Here is a 16,966-nt window from a genome sequence, read left to right on the forward strand (position 1 = left end):
AAAAGCCATGTGCGGCAGATTTACGTTTTTGATTGATGAAGACGAGCTGATGCGTCTGTATGGACTGGAGTACGTCCCCGAGCTTGAACAGAGCTACAATACGGCCCCGTCCCAGCAAATTACGGCGATCGTACACGATGGGGAAAAGAACCGGGCAGGCAAGCTTCGCTGGGGGCTGGTTCCGTCCTTTGCCAAGGATGAAAAAATCGGATGGAAGATGATCAACGCCCGCTCGGAAACGGTACATGAGAAACCATCCTTTAAAAAGCTGTTTTACAAGCGGCGCTGCATCATTCCGGCAGACAGCTTTTACGAATGGAAGCGGGAGAACAATGAAAAGCTCCCGTACCGGATCCGCCTGTCCGAAGAGCCGGTGATGTCGCTTGCCGGTCTTTGGGACAGGTGGGAAGCTCCGGACGGGAGCATCGTGCAGTCGTGCACCATTTTAACAACAGAAGCAAACAGCCTGATGGAAGACATTCACGACCGGATGCCGGTCATTCTGGATGAAGCCGCCCGAAGCATTTGGCTCGACCGCTCGGTTCAGGACACGGAGAAGCTGCGCGGGCTGTTAACGCCGTATCCGGCAGAGAAAATGGAAGCCTACCGGGTGCCGCAGATCGTGAATTCCCCTAAACATAACGGTCCGGAATGCATCGAGCCCGCCGGTTAATCGCTCAGGCAGCACGCTTTCGGAAAGCTGCACTACCCGCTCCGGCGAGGAGCAGGAAGAGAAGCATCGAAACGATATAGGAAGAAGCTGTGTTTGGAAGCCGGTCCCCTTCAGCGGGTTCGGCTTCTTTTTCTTTGACGTGAGAAGGAGGGGCCTCCTCAAGAGCCGGTGCTGCCGGCGCTGCTTCGCGTACCTCCTGCACGTCCTGCAGTCCGTTTAGCGTGCCGCCGGCCTGGCTGCCGAGCTCTTCATGAAACAGATCGGCCTTGAGCAGCAGGTCGGCGAGAAAAACGCCGTCAAGGTTATACAGCTCAATCAGCAGATCCGCTCCGCCGGTGGACGTCATCGAAAATAAGTCAGCCAGTGAATACGACACCTTTTCCCCGTCTTTTACGAGGTAAAAGGAGGCATCCAGCTCAAACAGCTGCAGCGCGCGCTGAAATAAGTCAAACAGCTCCAGCAGGTCGGAAGCGGTAAAGTCAGCCGGATCGTCACTCATCGGAAACTGTTCCAGTGCCGCTGCGATAGCATCAAGCTCTTCCCAGAACGCATCGTCATCAAGCGGAAGCGTCCAAAAATGCTCCAGCAGCGCATCGATTTCTTCAAGCGTTAGGCCGACTGCGTCAAACAGCGCGAGAGATTCGGCGTCCCAGAAATCTTCTGATTCGTCCCACTCCTCCCAGCCCTCGTAGAAGTCCACTGCCCATTCGAGGTCTTCGATGAACTCATAATAGGAAAGGGAATCGTCGTTTGCTTCCAGCAGCTCTTTTAACTCCTCGTACGTCATGCCGCGGGCGTCGAGAAACGCCTGCAGTGAAGTATCCGTGATCGGCGTGAGAGTGGCTTCATAAAGAGCATTGTAAAGGTCATCTGTAAAACGGTACGTGCCGAGCAGGCTCTCGACGCCAAGCAGCTTCAGCGCTTCTGCTTCGGTCAGTTCAAAATCAGCCAGGACCATCTCCAGCTCGCTTTCGGTTAAAACCGGGCCAAGAAAAGCCCGGAGCTCCTCCGCATCCTCAAAGTCCTCTAGTTCAAGCCCCCATGTCGGCAAATACTCGCGCATCTCCGACTCTGTCATCGAGACGTCCTGCAACAGCTTGTCAAAAGCAGGGCCGGATGGAGCAGCAAAAACAGCAGCAGGCAGCAGCAGTAAGCAAAACAGAAAAGCTATTCCTAGTTTCATCGTTCGTTCCTCCTGGTTATGTAATAAGAAGATCATATGCTTCTTTCTGGAAAAAAGGAAGCTTTTTCTTTTTATTTTTTTGTGTTCCGGCAGCAGGGTTTTCAGACGGAGCTGCAGAAACAGGTAAGTCAGGAAAAAAGAGGGGGAGACCGATGAAATTTAAGCTCGAACCACAGGCAGGCTACGATCCGAAAATCGGGGAGCTCGTCACGTTTATGGAAACGATGCGGGGCATGACACTTGCCGATCTGGAGGGGATTACACAGGAGGAGCTCGACCGGCGCCCGCCGGGAGGAAATGCAATCGGAGCTCTGCTGGAGCACCTGGCCGCAATTGAATACGTGCATCAAATCATCACGTTTGAAGAGCGAGATCCAAAGCCGGAGGATCTGAACGACTGGCAGACCGGTCTGATGCTTGGCGATGCGCAGGAGAAGCTTCGCGGCAAATCGCTGCAGGACTATCTGCAGCAGCTCGAGGATATGCGATCCGTGACGTTTCGGGAGCTGCAGCGTAAACGTGACAGCTGGCTGTATACAGAAGGCGAATGGGAGGTCGGCATTCCGTTTAATTATTATTACCTTTGGATGCACGTCGTGGAGGACGAAATCAGTCACCGCGGCCAGATTCGCATGATGCGAAGAGAACTGGCTCAGCGGTAGAGCCGGGGAGGCGGGCCGATGGCAGAGAGGCTGGAACAAACGCATAAAGCAACGCTTGCCGGCATGAGCCTGCTGCTGACGGGGGCCTTGTATATACCGCTCCTTATAGGCTATTTAAGCGGAGCCGTTGGCGCGTTCTTTTTGAACGGCGGGCTTCTGGCCGGCACAGTCGTCTGGCTGCTCGTCCTCATCGCCTTCAGGCATCGTACGCCCGTCGTGTTTCTCGCTGGGTTCGCGATTGGCTGGACCGCGCTCCTGCTCGTGTATGAGATGCCGCTCGTGCAATACGAAAGCCACACGTACATGGTGACGACCTACCGGGAGCCGGAGGACGTGACCGGCAGCTCCAACATTTACGTTATGGCGGTCGGTACAACAGACGTGTTTATTCTGGATGAAGAGGCTGCCGTGGAAAGCGTCGAAGCATCGGGAAGCGACGTGTTTGACACGTATGAAACGACGAACCGTACCCGCTACGGTAGTAAAAACCGGAACCTGATGGAGTTGTTCGGACCCGGGCCGGGGAGCCAGTTTGCCGACATGCAGGAAGCCGTTCAAACGTTTCCGGAGTCAGACGTGACCGAGATTAACGCCTTTTTTGAACGAGATTCCTACGTCGGCAACAGCGCCGGACTCGCCTTAGTGCTGACCGGTATGAGCGAGCAGGGAGTCCTGCAAGTGGAGGAACCGGTCAGCGTCACCGGCGCGATTGAACCAGACGGCACCGTCACCCCCGTCAGTATGATCGAAGAAAAGCTGCTCATCGCCGAGCGCGAGCAGGTCCCGCTCTTCATCGTACCCTCAGAAAACAAAGCAGAAGCACAGCAGGCAAAAGTAAAGTACGGCGCAAGCGTTGCAGTCGAAGGCGCCGCGACACTGGAAGAGGCGGTGAACGTTATCAATGGAGACGGAAAAAACGGACAGACGAACGGATCACCGTAGGGGCGGCTTGACGCTGAGGCCGCTTTTGCAGAGGGATTTTTCTGCCTGGTACAAAAGCTACAGCAGCCGGCATCCGTCGCAGCACCGGCATGATGAAGGACAGCTGGATATGTCCGTCTGCACAGAGGAATGGTTTGCGGGCATTCTCGCTCGGCACCGACAGCTCGCGGAAGAGGACCGCACCTACGTGTACGGTGTCTTTCATGAGAACGGCCGGCATCTGGGGGCGGTCGACTTTTCAACATTGGACCGCGACTACCAGTGGGGCCGGATCGGCTACCAGATTCACAACCAGTACTGGGGCAGAGGCTTCGGCTTCCAAGCCCTGCAGCATGCGCTGCACATCGGCTTCACAGAGCTTGACTATCACCGGATCGAAGCGCATATTAATTTGGATAACGACGCCTCGATCCGCACGGCGGAGAAAGCCGGGATGCAGTACGAATGCACGCGTGAACGCTTCATTTACGAGTTTGGGGAATGGACCGACAACCTGGTTTATTATTTGAACCGGGTTTACTGACAAGGAGGAGGCGGAAGCGATGGTAAAGGTACAAGGGGAGCGCTGGTTCCCGTCCGAAAAGACGTTTTCAGAGGAGATGACAGAGCTTTGGGGTGACTGGTACTGTGATTCGGAGGTTGGCAAGCTGCGGTCTGTGCTGATGCACCGGCCGGGCCCGGAAATCGACGGCATCACCGATGAAATCGCAGCAGATGTCCGCTTTCGCGGGGCGATCAACGCGGAAAAAGCCCGTGCGGAGCATGATGCGATGGCGGATGTTTACCGGGATCACGGTGTGGAAGTGCACTACGTCTGCCATCAGCGGACCGATCGGCCGAATGCCATGTTTATGCGTGATTTAATGCTGATGACACCGGAGGGAGCGATTGTTTCCCGGCCTGCTGTTCCATCGCGCCGCGGAGAAGAAAAGGCTGTAGCACGAACACTGGCGGATCTCGGTGTGCCGATCATCAAAACGATCAACAGCAGCGGTTTTTTTGAAGGGGCGTGTGCGATGTGGATCGACCGGGAAACGGTCGTGCTCGGCAGCGGAAGCCGTGCGAATAAAGAGGGGATCCGGCAGGTGGAAACGGAGCTTAAGAACATGGGCGTAGAGATGATTTTGCATACCCAGATTCCGTACGGCTCGATTCATCTGGACGGGTACATGAATATGGTCGATCGTCACAAGCTGGCCGTCTTTCCGTGGCACCTCGCCTACGATACCGCCCAGGAGCTGCAGGAGCTCGGGATCGAACTGATTGAAGTCACAGACATCGACGAAATCAAGCAGGGGATGGCATTAAACGTCGTGGCACTGGAGCCGGGTCATATCCTCATGCCCGCGGGCTGTCCGAATACGAGACAGGTGTATGAGAACGCCGGCATCACCGTTACAGAAGTGGAGCTTGGAGAGCTGATGAAGGGCTGGGGCGCCGTCCACTGTACGACCGCCTTTCTGAAAAGGGATCCGCTATGATCGATCAGCGGCAGACGGTCCGGGAGCGGTTGTGTCGGGCACTTGAAGTCGATTTGATGCAGGTGGAAGCTGTCCGCGGTGTTTTTTACGGAGGCTCGGTTGCCACCGGGGAAACCGATACGTGGTCTGATATTGACGTGCGAATCGTAGTGGACGATGCGTCTTTTTCAGCATTTATTGCCGAAAAACAAGTACGTCCGGAGCGGTGGGGAAATGTCTTGTTTTATGAAGATCCGGGAACGCAGTTGCCCTATACGATTATTCATTACCGCTCCTTCGTGAAAATCGACTGCTTTTATTACCGGCAGTCCGAGCTGAAGCCAGATCCGTTTTTCCGGTTAATCTGGATTGTGTATGATCCGGACGAAACACTTGCAGCGCTCAAACAGCAGTCGGCCGGGACGACGCGGAAGCCCTCCGCAGAAGAGGTAGAGCGTTGGCGTGGAAAAGTGTTTGCGTATCTGCATGAAATCCGCCGCCGCACTGAACGGGACGAGCAGCATTACGCCCGGCAGTGTGCAGACATGCTGAGCTGGTCACTGGCAGCCGGATGGCTCATGGCCCGCGGTGACATGCCGGATGGATTCGGCAGTTGGAGCAAACTCGAAGGACCTAGATCACGTCTTATGGAGGCGGAACAAAAGCAGCTGCAGGCCCTCAGCCGAGTGACAGAACCGATCGACCGGGCGAGATTGTTTATTCCAATGTTTCTAAACGCGCACAGCCGGGTCTGCGCTTCTCTGGATATGCCGGAAAAGCGGAACTGGGTCGAGGAAATCTGCAGGATGATCGACCGGCCATTTGAATCGTAAACGCACAGCAGAGTCGTCCGGTTCAATGCGGCTGGCGTGGGATAAGCATGCAAAAGCGGCACGATGTGAGGTAATTGTTACTTAGCTTCATTCAATACGCAAGAAACATCACGGTGACTAAATGTGATTCATGCAACGTAACGGAGCGTTAGAACGATTAAAGGAACACGAGGCCACGTAATGACACCGCAGACTCGTGCAAACTAACAGTCGTGCTGGACCGGTCGCAACAAAACAGAAAGAGCTGCACAGGAAAAAGAGACGGAGGTTAATCCGTCTCTTTCAGCGTATTCTGACGTTTTTTGACTGGGGGTTCGCTGCGTTCCTTGTCAATTTTGACGATCAGAAGCCGGCCGACTGTCACGGCCACTAACGTGAGTATGAACAAGTCGAACAACGTCTGCACAACGCCGCCGAACGGATAGTCACGGACGAAGAGGTGCAGGGTCGCTGCAATACCGACCAGAATTACCATTAATTTTGCGCTCATAGCTGGTCACCGCCTTTCGCACGAGCGTGTAATCAGTCTATTCCCGATTTACAGAACGGCAACCTTGTATAATGATTTTTGAGTAAATGGTCATGTTTTGTACAGGTCATCGGATACCTGCTCCGGCTCATGCAGGAAGATATCTTCCAGCGAAGGCTGTTCCACGCTGACGCCGTAAATCGGGACATGCAGCTGAACGAGCTGCTGGACGAGCAAAGGAATGGCATCCTCGGACGCTGTTTCCACGCGCAGAAGTCCGTCTTCCCACGAGCCGTCCCGTTTTTTATCGGCCAGCCCGCGGCTGATGCGTGCTTTATCATCGTCCGCGAGCGTAGTGCCTGTATCAATTGTCACCATGAAGGTTGCCTGGAACTGCTGCTGCAGCTCCTTCAACGAGCCTTCGAGCGCAATCGTACCTTCCTTCATGATGGCAATGCGCGAACAGATTTTTTCTACTTCCGGCAGGTTATGGGACGTCATAAAAATCGTTTTTCCTTCACGGTTGAGCTCCTGTACAAGCTTTTGCATATGAATCACGGACTCAGCGTCAAGCCCGGACGTCGGTTCATCGAGAATGAGGAGCTCCGGATCATGAATCAGCGCCTGAGCAACGCCGAGCTTCTTTTTCATCCCGAAGGAATAGGTTCCGACCTTCCAACGGGCTGCCTCCTCCAGTCCAACCTGCGCCAGCACCTCGAATGATCGTTTTTTCGACGCGGGCTTTCCGCTCAAACGGCTGAAAAACTGCAGGTGCTTCAATCCGGTGAGCTGATCGTAAAAGGAGGAATAATCCGGGAGGACCCCGATGCGGTCTTTTACTGCATCAACTCCGAAATTTTCTTCAAACAAGTAGACGTCTCCACTGTCCGGCTTCATGATATCAGTGATGAGATTGATAAAGGTCGATTTCCCGGCACCATTCCGACCGAGGAAGCCGAAGAGTTCTCCTTGATAGACGTCGAGCGAAATGCCGTTCACAACGCGTTCACGGCCAAATGATTTAACCAGGTTCTCTGTGCGAATGATCCGCATCATACGTCCCTCCTCTGAAACAGCCGGTCTGCTGCTGAATAAAATAATAGACCGATTACGAATGGTACAGCCATATAGAACAAGTCGAACTGAAAGTAGTAGTAAGGCGTCACGAATTTCACCCACGTGATGTACCATTCTTCACTGAGCATGGACCAGAACGATAGCGCCGGGAGGGCAAAGGCTGCAATCACGCCGAAAAACATCGTATAGGCTGAACGCGGAATGAGGATGGAAAGAAGCACCGCTGCGCTCACGCCGTAAAAGATAAAAATGAGAAACTCCAGATAGTCGATCAAATAAAACGTGCCGGCTGTATAGCTGATCAGAATCGTATTCAACAGAAGCAGCAGCGCCCAGAATAAAAAGGTACCGAGCGTCTTTCCATAAATGATCGCCGAGCGCGATGCTTTCGTCACAAGAAAGCGGATCGTGCGTGCTTCGAGCTCTTTATTGACGACGTTGTGCGAGAGTGTAAAAACGAATAAATACCCGAATACATAGAGCGCCGCGCGCATCCCTGCCACGTACGCCTCCTCCTGGGACAAGTTGCCCATCCCATCCGGAATCAGCTCAGCAGCCTGTGCGGTATAGTAGGACACCACAAACAGCACCGCCGCAATCAGCAGCGGCCGGAAACCGGACATCAGCTCTCTAAACTCTCGGAAACAAATCGTCCACATGCAAACCTCTCCTGTCTAAAGCTGGTATTGCCTATGATAGCAGACTGGGGAAGGCATGTCTTTTTTGAACGAGGAAAGCGTTGCGGTTATAATGAATTTTTAAAAGAAAAGTCATAGGCATATAGAATTATGATGCGGTATAATAAAAGAAACACCATGAGCAGTCACCTTTGATATCAATAAAAGGGGTGGTAGCATGCGTTTCTTTCGTTCCAAATGGGGTAAACGATCGGCAGCCGCATTGCTTTTGATTGCAGTCTGGGTTGGAGGCAGCGTGTTTGGAGCGATGACAGCTGAAGAAGAGTTTGGCACGCAGATGATCGCCTACACAGACATCACTGATTTCATACAGGAAATGGAAGGCGAAGCTGCTGCTGCAGAGGATCAGACGCTGTCGCTTCAGGAACAGCTGCAGGAGCATGAAGCGCTGCTTGAGGAGCTGGGAGAGGAAACGACGGTTTCAGAGGAAAAGCTGGAAGCCATGCAGGAGGACATTGACCGGGCTGAAGCGCTGCTGGAACGGGAAGAAGAGCTGCGGGAAGATATCGCGGGTCTGGAAGAAGACTATGAAGCACAGAAAGCCGATCAGGAAGAAACGATAGCTGCAGAGCTGGCTGAACTTGAACAGGAGCTGGAAGCGAAATCGGACGAACTAGAGAATCTGCTTGCAGATATGGAATCAAAGGAAGAAGAGCTTGATGCGATCGGCAGCTCCATCACAGCCAAACAGGCAGAGCCGGTCAGTTACCCGGCGGGCACAGCGATCGTCGGGATTGATATGGAGCCCGGCAGATACATGGCTGAACCTATCGGGAGTGGAAGTAACTTTGCAGTCTACAGCGGTTCCGGATCACTTGAATATAACCTGATTTTAAGTACACGGCCGGACCATGGTGTGGAGGAAGTAGCTATTTTTCTATTTGAAGACTACATGATTGATGCACGAACGCCATATACCCTGACGCCGATCGATGAATAACACAAATCACATTACGGCCGCTGCTGCGGTCGTTTTTGTTTATTAATCAGGCAAAACTTCTCACACCATTCTTTATCTAATAAATTCCTGCGAAGAATAAAGGATTCTCCTCTTTTCTGTCGTATAAATTCCAGTGGAGGTGAGGCGGATGTATGGAACGCTGTCATCGCGGGTGTACGTGCTGGATAAGCCGGCCGGTCATTCGTTTGGAGATGTGGAATATTATAAAGAACGGCTTCAGGATGTGAAGGGACCGGTGCTGGAACCGGCCTGTGGAAGCGGGCGGATGATGATTCCTCTTCTGGAAGCAGGCATAGACGTAGAAGGATTCGATCCGTCAGCTCCAATGCTGGACCTGTGCCGGAAAGAGGCGGAGGCGAGAGGACTTGATCCGGTGCTGTTTGAGGGCACGATGGAATCTGCGGAGCTCTCGTGTAAGTACGAAGCGGCAATCATTCCGGCCGGTACGCTGCAGCTGCTGCATGAGCCGGGGATGATCCAGCGTGCGTTTCAGCAGCTTTCCGGGTGTCTGCTGCCAGGTGGAAAGCTGATTGCGGATTTCTATCTCTTCACAGGAGCAGAGCCGGGACTCCGCTTTCGGGAATGGGAAGATGGAGAAGACCGCATTACGCTTGAGTCTGTGACGGTCGAAGTTGATTATCTGAACCAGAAAACGATTGACCGCAACCGCTACGAACGCTGGCGGAAAGGGAAGCTCGTCGAAACGGAGCTTGAACTGTTTCCGCTGCGCTGGCTCGGAATTGAAGAAGCAGCGCTGATGCTGCGCGAAGCTGGCTTTTCAGAGATTACCTTTTCAGGAGGGTATGAATATGGCAAAGCGCCAGTCGATGCTGCAGAGGTTATTACCGTCGAAGCGGTAAAGGCATAAGTTCACCTGGTTAAAACAAAGCGGGCCGGTTATTGCAGACGATGACCGGCCTTATTGTGTACATAGTATCCATTCGACGTCCGCGAGTTACAGTTGTGGCACTAATGATCACCTCAGAAAAAAGGCTGTCTTCTAAGACACAGCCTTTTATGATTGCACTGGCAGAATTCGTTTTTTCGGAAAAACGAGCGGCAGCAGAAGCAGCGACAGCAGTCCGCCGGCTGCTGCGAGAAACGGAAAGCTTGTTCCGGCGACGACCATGCCGGAAAGGGCACCGCCGGAGGCGCCGGAGAGGGCGACGAAAATATCGGCCCGGCCTTGTACAGCAGCTCTTTCTTTTGGCGGAGCAGAGTCAACTATCACCGTCGTACCGCTGATCAGCCCGATGTTCCAGCCGATCCCAAGTAGAATCAGCGCGGTCGTTATCAAAAAGAAGGAAGGGCCTGCCAAAGCAGCCATGACGCCGGAGATGAGCAGAATGACGCCGGCAGCTGCGGTCATCACCCTTCGTCCGAGCCGGTCGATCAGGCGGCCGGTAACGAGGGAAGGCAGGTACATCGCCCCGATATGCAGCCCGATCACGAGTCCGACGGCCTGCAGATGATGGCCGTGTCCTTCCATGTGAATCGGCGTCATCGTCATAATCGCCACCATAATAAAATGGGAGAGCACCATGATAAAGACACCCGCAAAGAGGCCGGTTCTAACAGCAGGGGCGGAGACGGTTTCCTCCACGGCCGGAGTGGACAGCTTGCGGGCAAGCTCCATCGGTTCCGGACGCAGAAACACGGTTAAAATAAGTCCCGCGCCAGCATATGCAAACGCAGCAAAGAGAAAGGGGCCGCTCAGCGGAGGCAGGCCGATGAAGGCTGCTGCGTTCCCTGTCACATCGACAAGAAACGGACCGGCGACAGCACCGAATGTCGTCGCAACGAGAACAAGGCTGATCGCAGTCGCACGCTGATTTTCCGCAGCAAGATCGGTCCCGGCAAAGCGCGCCTGCAGGTTCGTCGCCATTCCCGCACCGTAAATAAACAACGCCGGCAGAAGCAAAAGAAAATGACCGGAAGCGGCAGCGGCTACGACAGCGAGAGAGCCGATGGCTCCGGTGTAAAAGCCGGCAGACAGCCCTTTCCGCCGTCCATATTTCTGACTTGCTTTCCCGACGAGCCAGGCAGCGAGCGCCGATCCCAGCGTAAACACTGCAATCGGCAGTCCGCCGGCGGTAGCGGTTCCGGTCATGTCGCGGGCGAGCAGGGAACCGACGGTGATTCCGGCTGCGAGCCCGCCGCCAGCGAGTACCTGTGCCAGAGCAGTGACAAGAAGCGTACGCCGGAACCAGTATTCTCTTGATTTTCCGTTATACATCGCTTCTTCCTCCTAACGCTGGTGCTTCAGCAGAAATGATTTCACACTCTCATCCAGCTCCTCTACAATTTCCAGAATCGTAATGCCTGCTAGATAGGACTTCAGCTGTTGTTCCCCGATTTCCATCTTCTGCTGAATGACGCACGCCTCTTCTTTTTCGACCCCGGCAAGCTGGCACGTTAAAATCGCCTGCCTTCCTTCGACGGCTTCAATGATGTCGAGAAACGTGATCGAATCGGCGGAACGGGCAAGCCGGTAGCCTCCGTTGACACCGGGGCTGGAGGAGACAAGGTCTTCTTTGGCAAGCTTCGTCAATATTTTGGACAAGTACGTGGTTGAGACGCTTTGCAGCTCTGCAAGCGGCCGGACGCCGACGAGCGAATCGGGAGAAATGCTCGCTAAATAGACCATTGTGTGAAGGGCATAGTTCGTAGCCTGCGCGTATTTCATCTGCAGCGCTCCTTTTTAACGTAATTAAAGAGTCTTAATATCTATAATTAGTATAGCATAGCAAAAAGGCGCGGAATAAAGAAGAAGATCTTTGCTCCGCGCCTTTCGGTGAATCAGTCAGTCAGGCGGTACCAGCGTCGTGCATTGTGATGGAAAATACGTTCGCTATTGGAGAAAGCATGCTGCACGCGTTCAATATCCTTATCGGAAAAAGGAACGGGCGCTCTTGTTGAAGGAAGGTCAGTACCGAACATAAGCGCTTCGGGGTTTTCCTCGTTAATCTGCACCATTGCCTCGATCGGGTTTCCCTGATAGCGTCCGAAGCCGGTCGCTTTCACTGCAGCTCCATTTGAAACGAGGTCGAGCAGAGCGGGCAGTCCGTCTGGGTGCAGACCAAGGTGATCGATGGATATCCGCTCCGGGCGGGTGATGGACGGACGGATATCGGCGAGTGTACGGGCATCGGCGTACAGCTCGACATGCCAGCCGGCGGTCTCGTAAACGAGATCAGCGAGCCTCTCGAGATCGTTCAGCTCCGCAGAGCCGCCGCGGTACAAGTTTAGCCGCAGGGCGCGGATGCCTTGCTGATGCAGCGCCGTTACTTCCTCTGCTGTCACCGTTGCAGGCAGCTGGGTGACGCCGACATAGCCGCTGCCAAGCTGCCTGAGCGCATCGGTTACATACGTTTGGTCGAAGCCTTGAAACGATCCGGAAACGACAGCTCCGCCGCCATTATGCCATGCGCGCTGTTTTTCGTAGTCAGAAACGGTAAATACCGGCGGTTCATAGCCGTTGTTCATCTGCAGCGGATAAGCTGGATCGATGATATGCAAATGAGCATCAAACAGATTGATCATGGACGCTGCCTCCTCCTGTCCGGCTACTTTTTCAAATTAAATCCGTCAAACGGAAGTGTCAGCGGTCCGGTCATGTAATCGTCGTTGCGCTCGGCGGAAAGGTATTCGACGTTCAACGTTTTTTTATCAGGGTGAAGCGCCGCTCCTTCGACAATATAACCGATGGCAATCACAAAATCGCCGCTGTCGATCAGCTCGCGCACCTCCATATCAAAATAGGCCACGGCATCCTTTAAAATCGGCGTACCGTTTTTCGTGTAGAAAAACTGGTCCTCGCCAAGTGCCTCGATCGACTGGCTGCCTGAGAAAAACGTATCGTGGAGCTGCTCCTGATCGGCTGCAGCCATGCTGAGTCCCCACCGTTTAGAGGTTTTAAGCAGCTTTGTCCCTTCGAACTCTTTCGGAAAGCACGTGATCATCTGCGGTGGCTCATGTGAGCACTGAGTGCTCCAGCAGCCGAAATGAAAGTGGCCCCGGTCCCCGTCCCGGACAGAGACGAAAAAGACACCCCGTGAGCGCAGATCGTAAATGGAGCTGTAGCGGTCTTTCGCTTGTTTGGAATCCATTTTTTCCTCCTCCTTTCGTCGTCCGTTTACTCATACCCGCTCAGCCGGAAAGCTAACAGCAGGCAGGAAAATGCACGGCCAGCAGGGAAGTAAAGAGAAGCATAGAAAGGGAGGATGCCGATGAAACTGTATATCGTGAGGCACGGACAGACAGAATGGAACGTGGAAAAGCGGATGCAGGGATGGGGCGATTCGCCGCTCACCCAGACGGGAATCCGCGATGCCGGGCTGCTTCGGGAGAGGATCAAAGAGGTTCCCTTTGATGAAGCATGGGCCAGTCCGCTCAAGCGGGCAGAGCAGACAGCTGACATTCTTGTGCCTGATCAGCAGATTCACGTGCACGAGGGCTTAAAGGAGATGCGCCTCGGTTCGATGGAAGGAAAGCGTCAGGAAGACCTGCACCCTTCCGAAAAAAAGACGTGGCAGACGTTTTGGGAGGATCCGGAGCGCTTTCAGCCGAACGGCGGCGAAACGTACGGCGAAGTGGAGAAGCGCGTGAATGGCTTTTTGGAGGACATCAGCCGGACCTCGAGCGGGAACGTTCTGCTCGTTACGCACACCGTTGTGATCAAGCTTTTGATTAACCGATTTGAAGATCGTCCGCTCCGTCGTATTTGGGAACCGCCATATGTGCATGAAACGTGTTTGACGATCGTAGACTGGGACGGAACGAACGGAAAGATCGAGGTAAGCTGCAGCATCGACCACACGAAAGCCGGCAGAGGCTGGTAACAAAAGCAGGGGGAATCAACGATGCAGGACCGAGGCTACATAGAGAAAAAACCATTTTTTCAGCGCCGTTACGTGCGTGTCGGAATTATCATGCTGCTCACGATGTGCAGTTTGCTGCTGGCAGGACTGCTGTTTATCTGGTGGTTTTCAGCCCAGAGCCATCCGCAGCTCGACGGGGAGACGATCGAGGCGCCTCTCACGGCAGAAGTGGAAGTGATCCGGGACAGCCGCGGCGTCGCAAAGATTCAGGCGGACGAGCTGGAAGATTTGTTTTATACGCAAGGATACGTGATGGCTCAGGACAGGCTGTTTCAAATGGACATGACCCGCAGGCTAGCCGGCGGGCGCCTGGCAGAGGTGATCGGCGAGGATGCACTGGAAAGCGATAAGTATTTCCGTTCCTATGGGATGCACCGCGCAGTCGATGGGATCATCGAGCAGTTTGATGAGGAAACGGCCCGGATGGTGGATGCCTTTGCGGCCGGGGTCACAGGTTACATTGATGATGCGTTTGAGGCGGGTGAACAGCCGCTGGAATTTCGCATTCTCGGCTACCGGCCGGATGAATGGACAGCAGAAGATACGGCCATTGCCGTTAAGTACATGGGCTACACGCTTACAGGGAATTTCCGGGATGAGCTGACTCACTATGAACTCGTGCGCCGCTTCGGGGCAGAAGCGGAAGCGATGTTTCCCGACTATGCCGAAGTAGACGAATTTCCGGTGATAGGAGACGGTCTGCCGGAAGCTTCAGAAAGCACGGCTGTCGCAGCCTATGAGGAGCTGACGAAGGAGCAGGCGGGGATCGTGGAGCCGGACCTGGAGGAGCTGTCGGAGCTGCTGCCGGAGCCGTGGAACGGGAGCAACAACTGGGTCATCGGCGGGGAATGGACAGAGTCAGGTGCTCCAATGATCGGGGACGATCCGCACCTGGATCTTGCTGTGCCGAGCGTCTGGTATCAGACACACCTGGAGCTCACCGGCGATTTTCATTCGATTGGCGTGACGGTCCCCGGTATCCCAGGCGTCGTGCTCGGTCATAACGGAGAGGTTGCCTGGGGTGTCACGTCACTGAGCGCGGACTACGAGGATGTGTTTCTGGAGCAGGTGAATCCGGAAAATCCGAATGAATACTTATACGACGGTGAATGGGAAGAAGCAGAGCGTCATTATGAGGAAATACACATTGACGATGAACCGGAGCCGTATGTTCACTACGTGGACGAAACGAGAAATGGCCCGGTCATGAACCGTGTGATCGACGAAGGACCGTATCAGGCATATTCTTTGCGCTGGAGCGGGCTGGAGCCCGGTGAAGAACTCGACGGCATTCTCCGTGTCAATCGGGCGGAAACCGCTGAAGAATTCGCAGCTGGACTGGAAGGGTTTGTCACTCCGGGGCTTGGCTGGGTTTTTGCAGATACAGACGGCAGTTTCGGCTGGCAGGGACAGGCGCTTCTGCCTGTGCGCCAGAACGGTGACGGCATGTTTCCGGTTCCGGGGTGGGATCCGGACTTTCAGTGGGATGGGTTTCTGGAGCCGGATGAACTTCCGGGCGAGATGAACCCGGAGCAGGGCTATGTGATGACGGCAAACCACATGCCGGTTGATGAGGACTTTGACTATGAAATCGGACGCAGCTACTTTCCCTACCGCGGTCTCCGGCTGGAGGAGATGATTGCTGAACAGCAGGCATCCGGCGATCCATTTACGCTGGAAACGATGCGGGAGATGCAGACCGATGTCGTCAATACGCAGGCAGAAATGCTCGTTCCGCTCATGACAGAAGCGGTCCGTGACTGGGATGCAGAACTGCACGGCGGAACGGATCTGGAAGGGGAGATACTGGGCGAGCTGTCCGATCTAGAGGAAGAGGCACTGGAGCAGCTCGAACAGTGGGATTATCTCGAAGATGTCGACAGCAGCGGAGCGCTCATCTGGCACCTTTGGTACGAAGGGCTGCCGCAGACCTTGTTTGAGCGCTATCTGCAGGTAGAGGTGACGAATCACGTATCGAGACACCGGGTCATAGCCGATGCTGCGGAAACGGATGTCGTTTTTGCGTATCTCGATGAGCGGTATCAAGTCCCGTTTGCCAAAGCCGCTCGGGAAACATTTTTTGAAGCCGTCCAGCAGGCGGAGGAGCTGCAGGGCGGCAGTGCCTCAACCTGGCGTTGGGGAGACTGGCACCAGGTGGAAATTGCGCATCCACTCGGAGCGGTCTGGCCGTTAAATCATCTGCTGAACGTAAACGGCGGGGAGATGGGCGGAAGCGGATTTACGCCGGGAGCGTCGAGCTTTGATGAGGAAACCGGGATCGCCAATCACGGTGCGGGCTGGCGTTTTATCGGAGATTTAGCCTCCACAGACCGGTTTTACGACGTGAACATTCCAGGACAGTCCGGTCAGTGGCGCTCGCCGCACTATGAAGATCAGATGACCATCTGGACGGAAGGAGAATTTGAAGAGATGATTTACAATAAAGAAGAGGCAGAAGACATGAACCGGGTGCGGTTCGTGCCGGAGGGCGCATCATGACGGACTGGAAAGACATGATCACCTCAGAGGCTGCGCTGCGGGAAAAGCTGGGAGCCCCGAGTGAACTTGCCGTTAAAAAAGAAATTCAGCTGATTGACCATCATGCGGCTTCGTTTATCGCGCGCTCCCCATTTCTGGTCATGGCCACGGCGGACGCGTCAGGGAAGTGCCAGGCTTCACCGCGCGGCGATCAGCCCGGCTTTGTCCGCGTGCTGGACGATCAGCGGCTCGTCATTCCGGAGCGGCCGGGTAATAAACGATTCGACTCTCTCCTTAATCTGATCGAAAATCCGCACGTCGGACTGGAATTTTTCATCCCGGGGATGGGTGAAACGCTCCGCGTCAATGGGACAGCCGTATTAACAGAAGAGGAAGACCTGCTAGCAAGCATGGCGGTGAAGGAAAAGAAGCCGTGGCTTGCGATCGGGGTGACAGTGGAGAGCTGTTTCGTCCATTGTGCCAAGGCGTTGAGGCGTTCTGAGCTTTGGAAGCCGGACACGTGGCCGAAGGTCGAAAGCCTGCCGCGTGCTGCAGAAATGATGAAGGCACACGCCGCTTCCGAGCAGTCGGAAGCAGAGCTTGAAGAACGTCTTCAGACCGGATACCGGGAGCGGCTGTACTAAGCCGCG

The 16,966-nt window shown here is 54.5% G+C and carries 19 protein-coding genes; 11 read left to right on the forward strand and 8 right to left on the reverse strand.

All coding sequences use genetic code 11. The features are described 5' to 3' along the window. Nucleotides 1-7 precede the first annotated feature (7 nt). A complete protein-coding gene (locus ACFO4L_RS05265; RefSeq protein WP_377908653.1) occupies nt 8-673 on the forward strand; it encodes an SOS response-associated peptidase in 666 nt (221 codons plus the stop codon). A 4-nt stretch (nt 674-677) separates the two neighbouring features. On the opposite strand, the gene ACFO4L_RS05270 is transcribed toward ACFO4L_RS05265, so the two are convergent. Then, nucleotides 678-1,856, reverse strand: coding sequence for a processed acidic surface protein (locus ACFO4L_RS05270; protein ID WP_377908654.1), 1,179 nt, complete (start codon nt 1,854-1,856; stop codon nt 678-680). 152 nt (nt 1,857-2,008) lie between these two features. Here ACFO4L_RS05270 and ACFO4L_RS05275 point away from each other — a divergent pair, with 152 nt between their 5' ends. From ACFO4L_RS05275 to ACFO4L_RS05295, 5 genes are read left to right on the forward strand one after another with little or no spacing between them, the layout of a single operon-like run. Further along, complete coding sequence (locus ACFO4L_RS05275) at nt 2,009-2,518, forward strand: DinB family protein (protein WP_377908655.1); 510 nt, start codon at nt 2,009-2,011, stop codon at nt 2,516-2,518. A gap of 18 nt (nt 2,519-2,536) precedes the next feature. Next, on the forward strand, nt 2,537-3,460 hold the full coding sequence (locus ACFO4L_RS05280) for a S16 family serine protease (protein ID WP_377908656.1): 924 nt from the start codon (nt 2,537-2,539) through the stop codon (nt 3,458-3,460). Then, a complete protein-coding gene (locus ACFO4L_RS05285) occupies nt 3,420-3,983 on the forward strand; it encodes a GNAT family N-acetyltransferase (RefSeq protein ID WP_377908657.1) in 564 nt (187 codons plus the stop codon). The genes ACFO4L_RS05280 and ACFO4L_RS05285 overlap by 41 nt, the downstream gene beginning before the upstream one ends. Before the next feature lie 19 nt (nt 3,984-4,002). Next, nucleotides 4,003-4,941 carry a dimethylarginine dimethylaminohydrolase family protein gene (locus tag ACFO4L_RS05290; protein ID WP_377908658.1) on the forward strand — a complete coding sequence of 313 codons (939 nt, stop codon included), beginning with the start codon at nt 4,003-4,005 and terminating at the stop codon, nt 4,939-4,941. Continuing rightward, the gene (locus tag ACFO4L_RS05295) at nt 4,938-5,753 is read left to right on the forward strand and encodes a nucleotidyltransferase domain-containing protein (RefSeq protein ID WP_377908659.1); all 816 of its coding nucleotides are present in this window, start codon (nt 4,938-4,940) and stop codon (nt 5,751-5,753) included. The genes ACFO4L_RS05290 and ACFO4L_RS05295 overlap by 4 nt, the downstream gene beginning before the upstream one ends. Before the next feature lie 268 nt (nt 5,754-6,021). On the opposite strand, the gene ACFO4L_RS05300 is transcribed toward ACFO4L_RS05295, so the two are convergent. The 3 genes from ACFO4L_RS05300 to ACFO4L_RS05310 all read right to left on the reverse strand — a co-directional run bounded on the left by ACFO4L_RS05300 (nt 6,022) and on the right by ACFO4L_RS05310 (nt 7,958). After that, complete coding sequence (locus tag ACFO4L_RS05300) at nt 6,022-6,243, reverse strand: hypothetical protein (RefSeq protein ID WP_377908660.1); 222 nt, start codon at nt 6,241-6,243, stop codon at nt 6,022-6,024. Between the two features lie 90 nt (nt 6,244-6,333). Beyond that, a complete protein-coding gene (locus tag ACFO4L_RS05305; RefSeq protein ID WP_377908661.1) occupies nt 6,334-7,278 on the reverse strand; it encodes an ABC transporter ATP-binding protein in 945 nt (314 codons plus the stop codon). Next, nucleotides 7,275-7,958: an ABC transporter permease subunit gene (locus tag ACFO4L_RS05310; protein WP_377908662.1), complete on the reverse strand. Its 684-nt coding sequence runs from the start codon at nt 7,956-7,958 to the stop codon at nt 7,275-7,277. Before ACFO4L_RS05310 ends, ACFO4L_RS05305 begins: the two co-directional genes overlap by 4 nt. Nucleotides 7,959-8,154: 196 nt before the next feature. Between ACFO4L_RS05310 and ACFO4L_RS05315 the strand changes: the two genes are divergently transcribed. Then, the gene (locus ACFO4L_RS05315) at nt 8,155-8,937 is read left to right on the forward strand and encodes a hypothetical protein (RefSeq protein WP_377908663.1); all 783 of its coding nucleotides are present in this window, start codon (nt 8,155-8,157) and stop codon (nt 8,935-8,937) included. Nucleotides 8,938-9,085: 148 nt separating this feature from the next. Continuing rightward, a complete protein-coding gene (locus ACFO4L_RS05320) occupies nt 9,086-9,826 on the forward strand; it encodes a class I SAM-dependent methyltransferase (protein WP_377908664.1) in 741 nt (246 codons plus the stop codon). Between the two features lie 147 nt (nt 9,827-9,973). Here ACFO4L_RS05320 and ACFO4L_RS05325 read toward each other — a convergent pair whose 3' ends face one another. The 4 genes from ACFO4L_RS05325 to ACFO4L_RS05340 form a co-directional block, all read right to left on the reverse strand. Continuing rightward, entirely contained in the window at nt 9,974-11,194 is a 1,221-nt protein-coding gene (locus tag ACFO4L_RS05325; RefSeq protein WP_377908665.1) for an MFS transporter, read from the reverse strand. 12 nt (nt 11,195-11,206) lie between these two features. Next, nucleotides 11,207-11,644, reverse strand: a complete 438-nt coding sequence (locus ACFO4L_RS05330; protein ID WP_377908666.1) for an Rrf2 family transcriptional regulator — start codon at nt 11,642-11,644, stop codon at nt 11,207-11,209. Between the two features lie 113 nt (nt 11,645-11,757). Continuing rightward, on the reverse strand, nt 11,758-12,501 hold the full coding sequence (locus tag ACFO4L_RS05335) for an amidohydrolase family protein (protein ID WP_377908667.1): 744 nt from the start codon (nt 12,499-12,501) through the stop codon (nt 11,758-11,760). Between the two features lie 23 nt (nt 12,502-12,524). Then, complete coding sequence (locus tag ACFO4L_RS05340) at nt 12,525-13,067, reverse strand: flavin reductase family protein (RefSeq protein ID WP_377908668.1); 543 nt, start codon at nt 13,065-13,067, stop codon at nt 12,525-12,527. Between the two features lie 120 nt (nt 13,068-13,187). Between ACFO4L_RS05340 and ACFO4L_RS05345 the strand changes: the two genes are divergently transcribed. Genes ACFO4L_RS05345 through ACFO4L_RS05355 form a run of 3 tightly spaced genes read left to right on the forward strand, consistent with a single transcriptional unit; the run spans nt 13,188 to nt 16,960 of the window. Beyond that, on the forward strand, nt 13,188-13,799 hold the full coding sequence (locus ACFO4L_RS05345; protein WP_377908669.1) for a histidine phosphatase family protein: 612 nt from the start codon (nt 13,188-13,190) through the stop codon (nt 13,797-13,799). Nucleotides 13,800-13,820: 21 nt separating this feature from the next. Further along, on the forward strand, nt 13,821-16,337 hold the full coding sequence (locus ACFO4L_RS05350) for a penicillin acylase family protein (protein WP_377908670.1): 2,517 nt from the start codon (nt 13,821-13,823) through the stop codon (nt 16,335-16,337). After that, nucleotides 16,334-16,960: a pyridoxamine 5'-phosphate oxidase family protein gene (locus tag ACFO4L_RS05355; protein ID WP_377908671.1), complete on the forward strand. Its 627-nt coding sequence runs from the start codon at nt 16,334-16,336 to the stop codon at nt 16,958-16,960. The genes ACFO4L_RS05350 and ACFO4L_RS05355 overlap by 4 nt, the downstream gene beginning before the upstream one ends. The last annotated feature ends 6 nt before the right edge of the window (nt 16,961-16,966 follow it).

Source organism: Bacillus daqingensis (assembly GCF_042654445.1).
Taxonomy (GTDB): Bacteria; Bacillota; Bacilli; order Bacillales; family Salisediminibacteriaceae; genus Alkalicoccus; species Alkalicoccus luteus.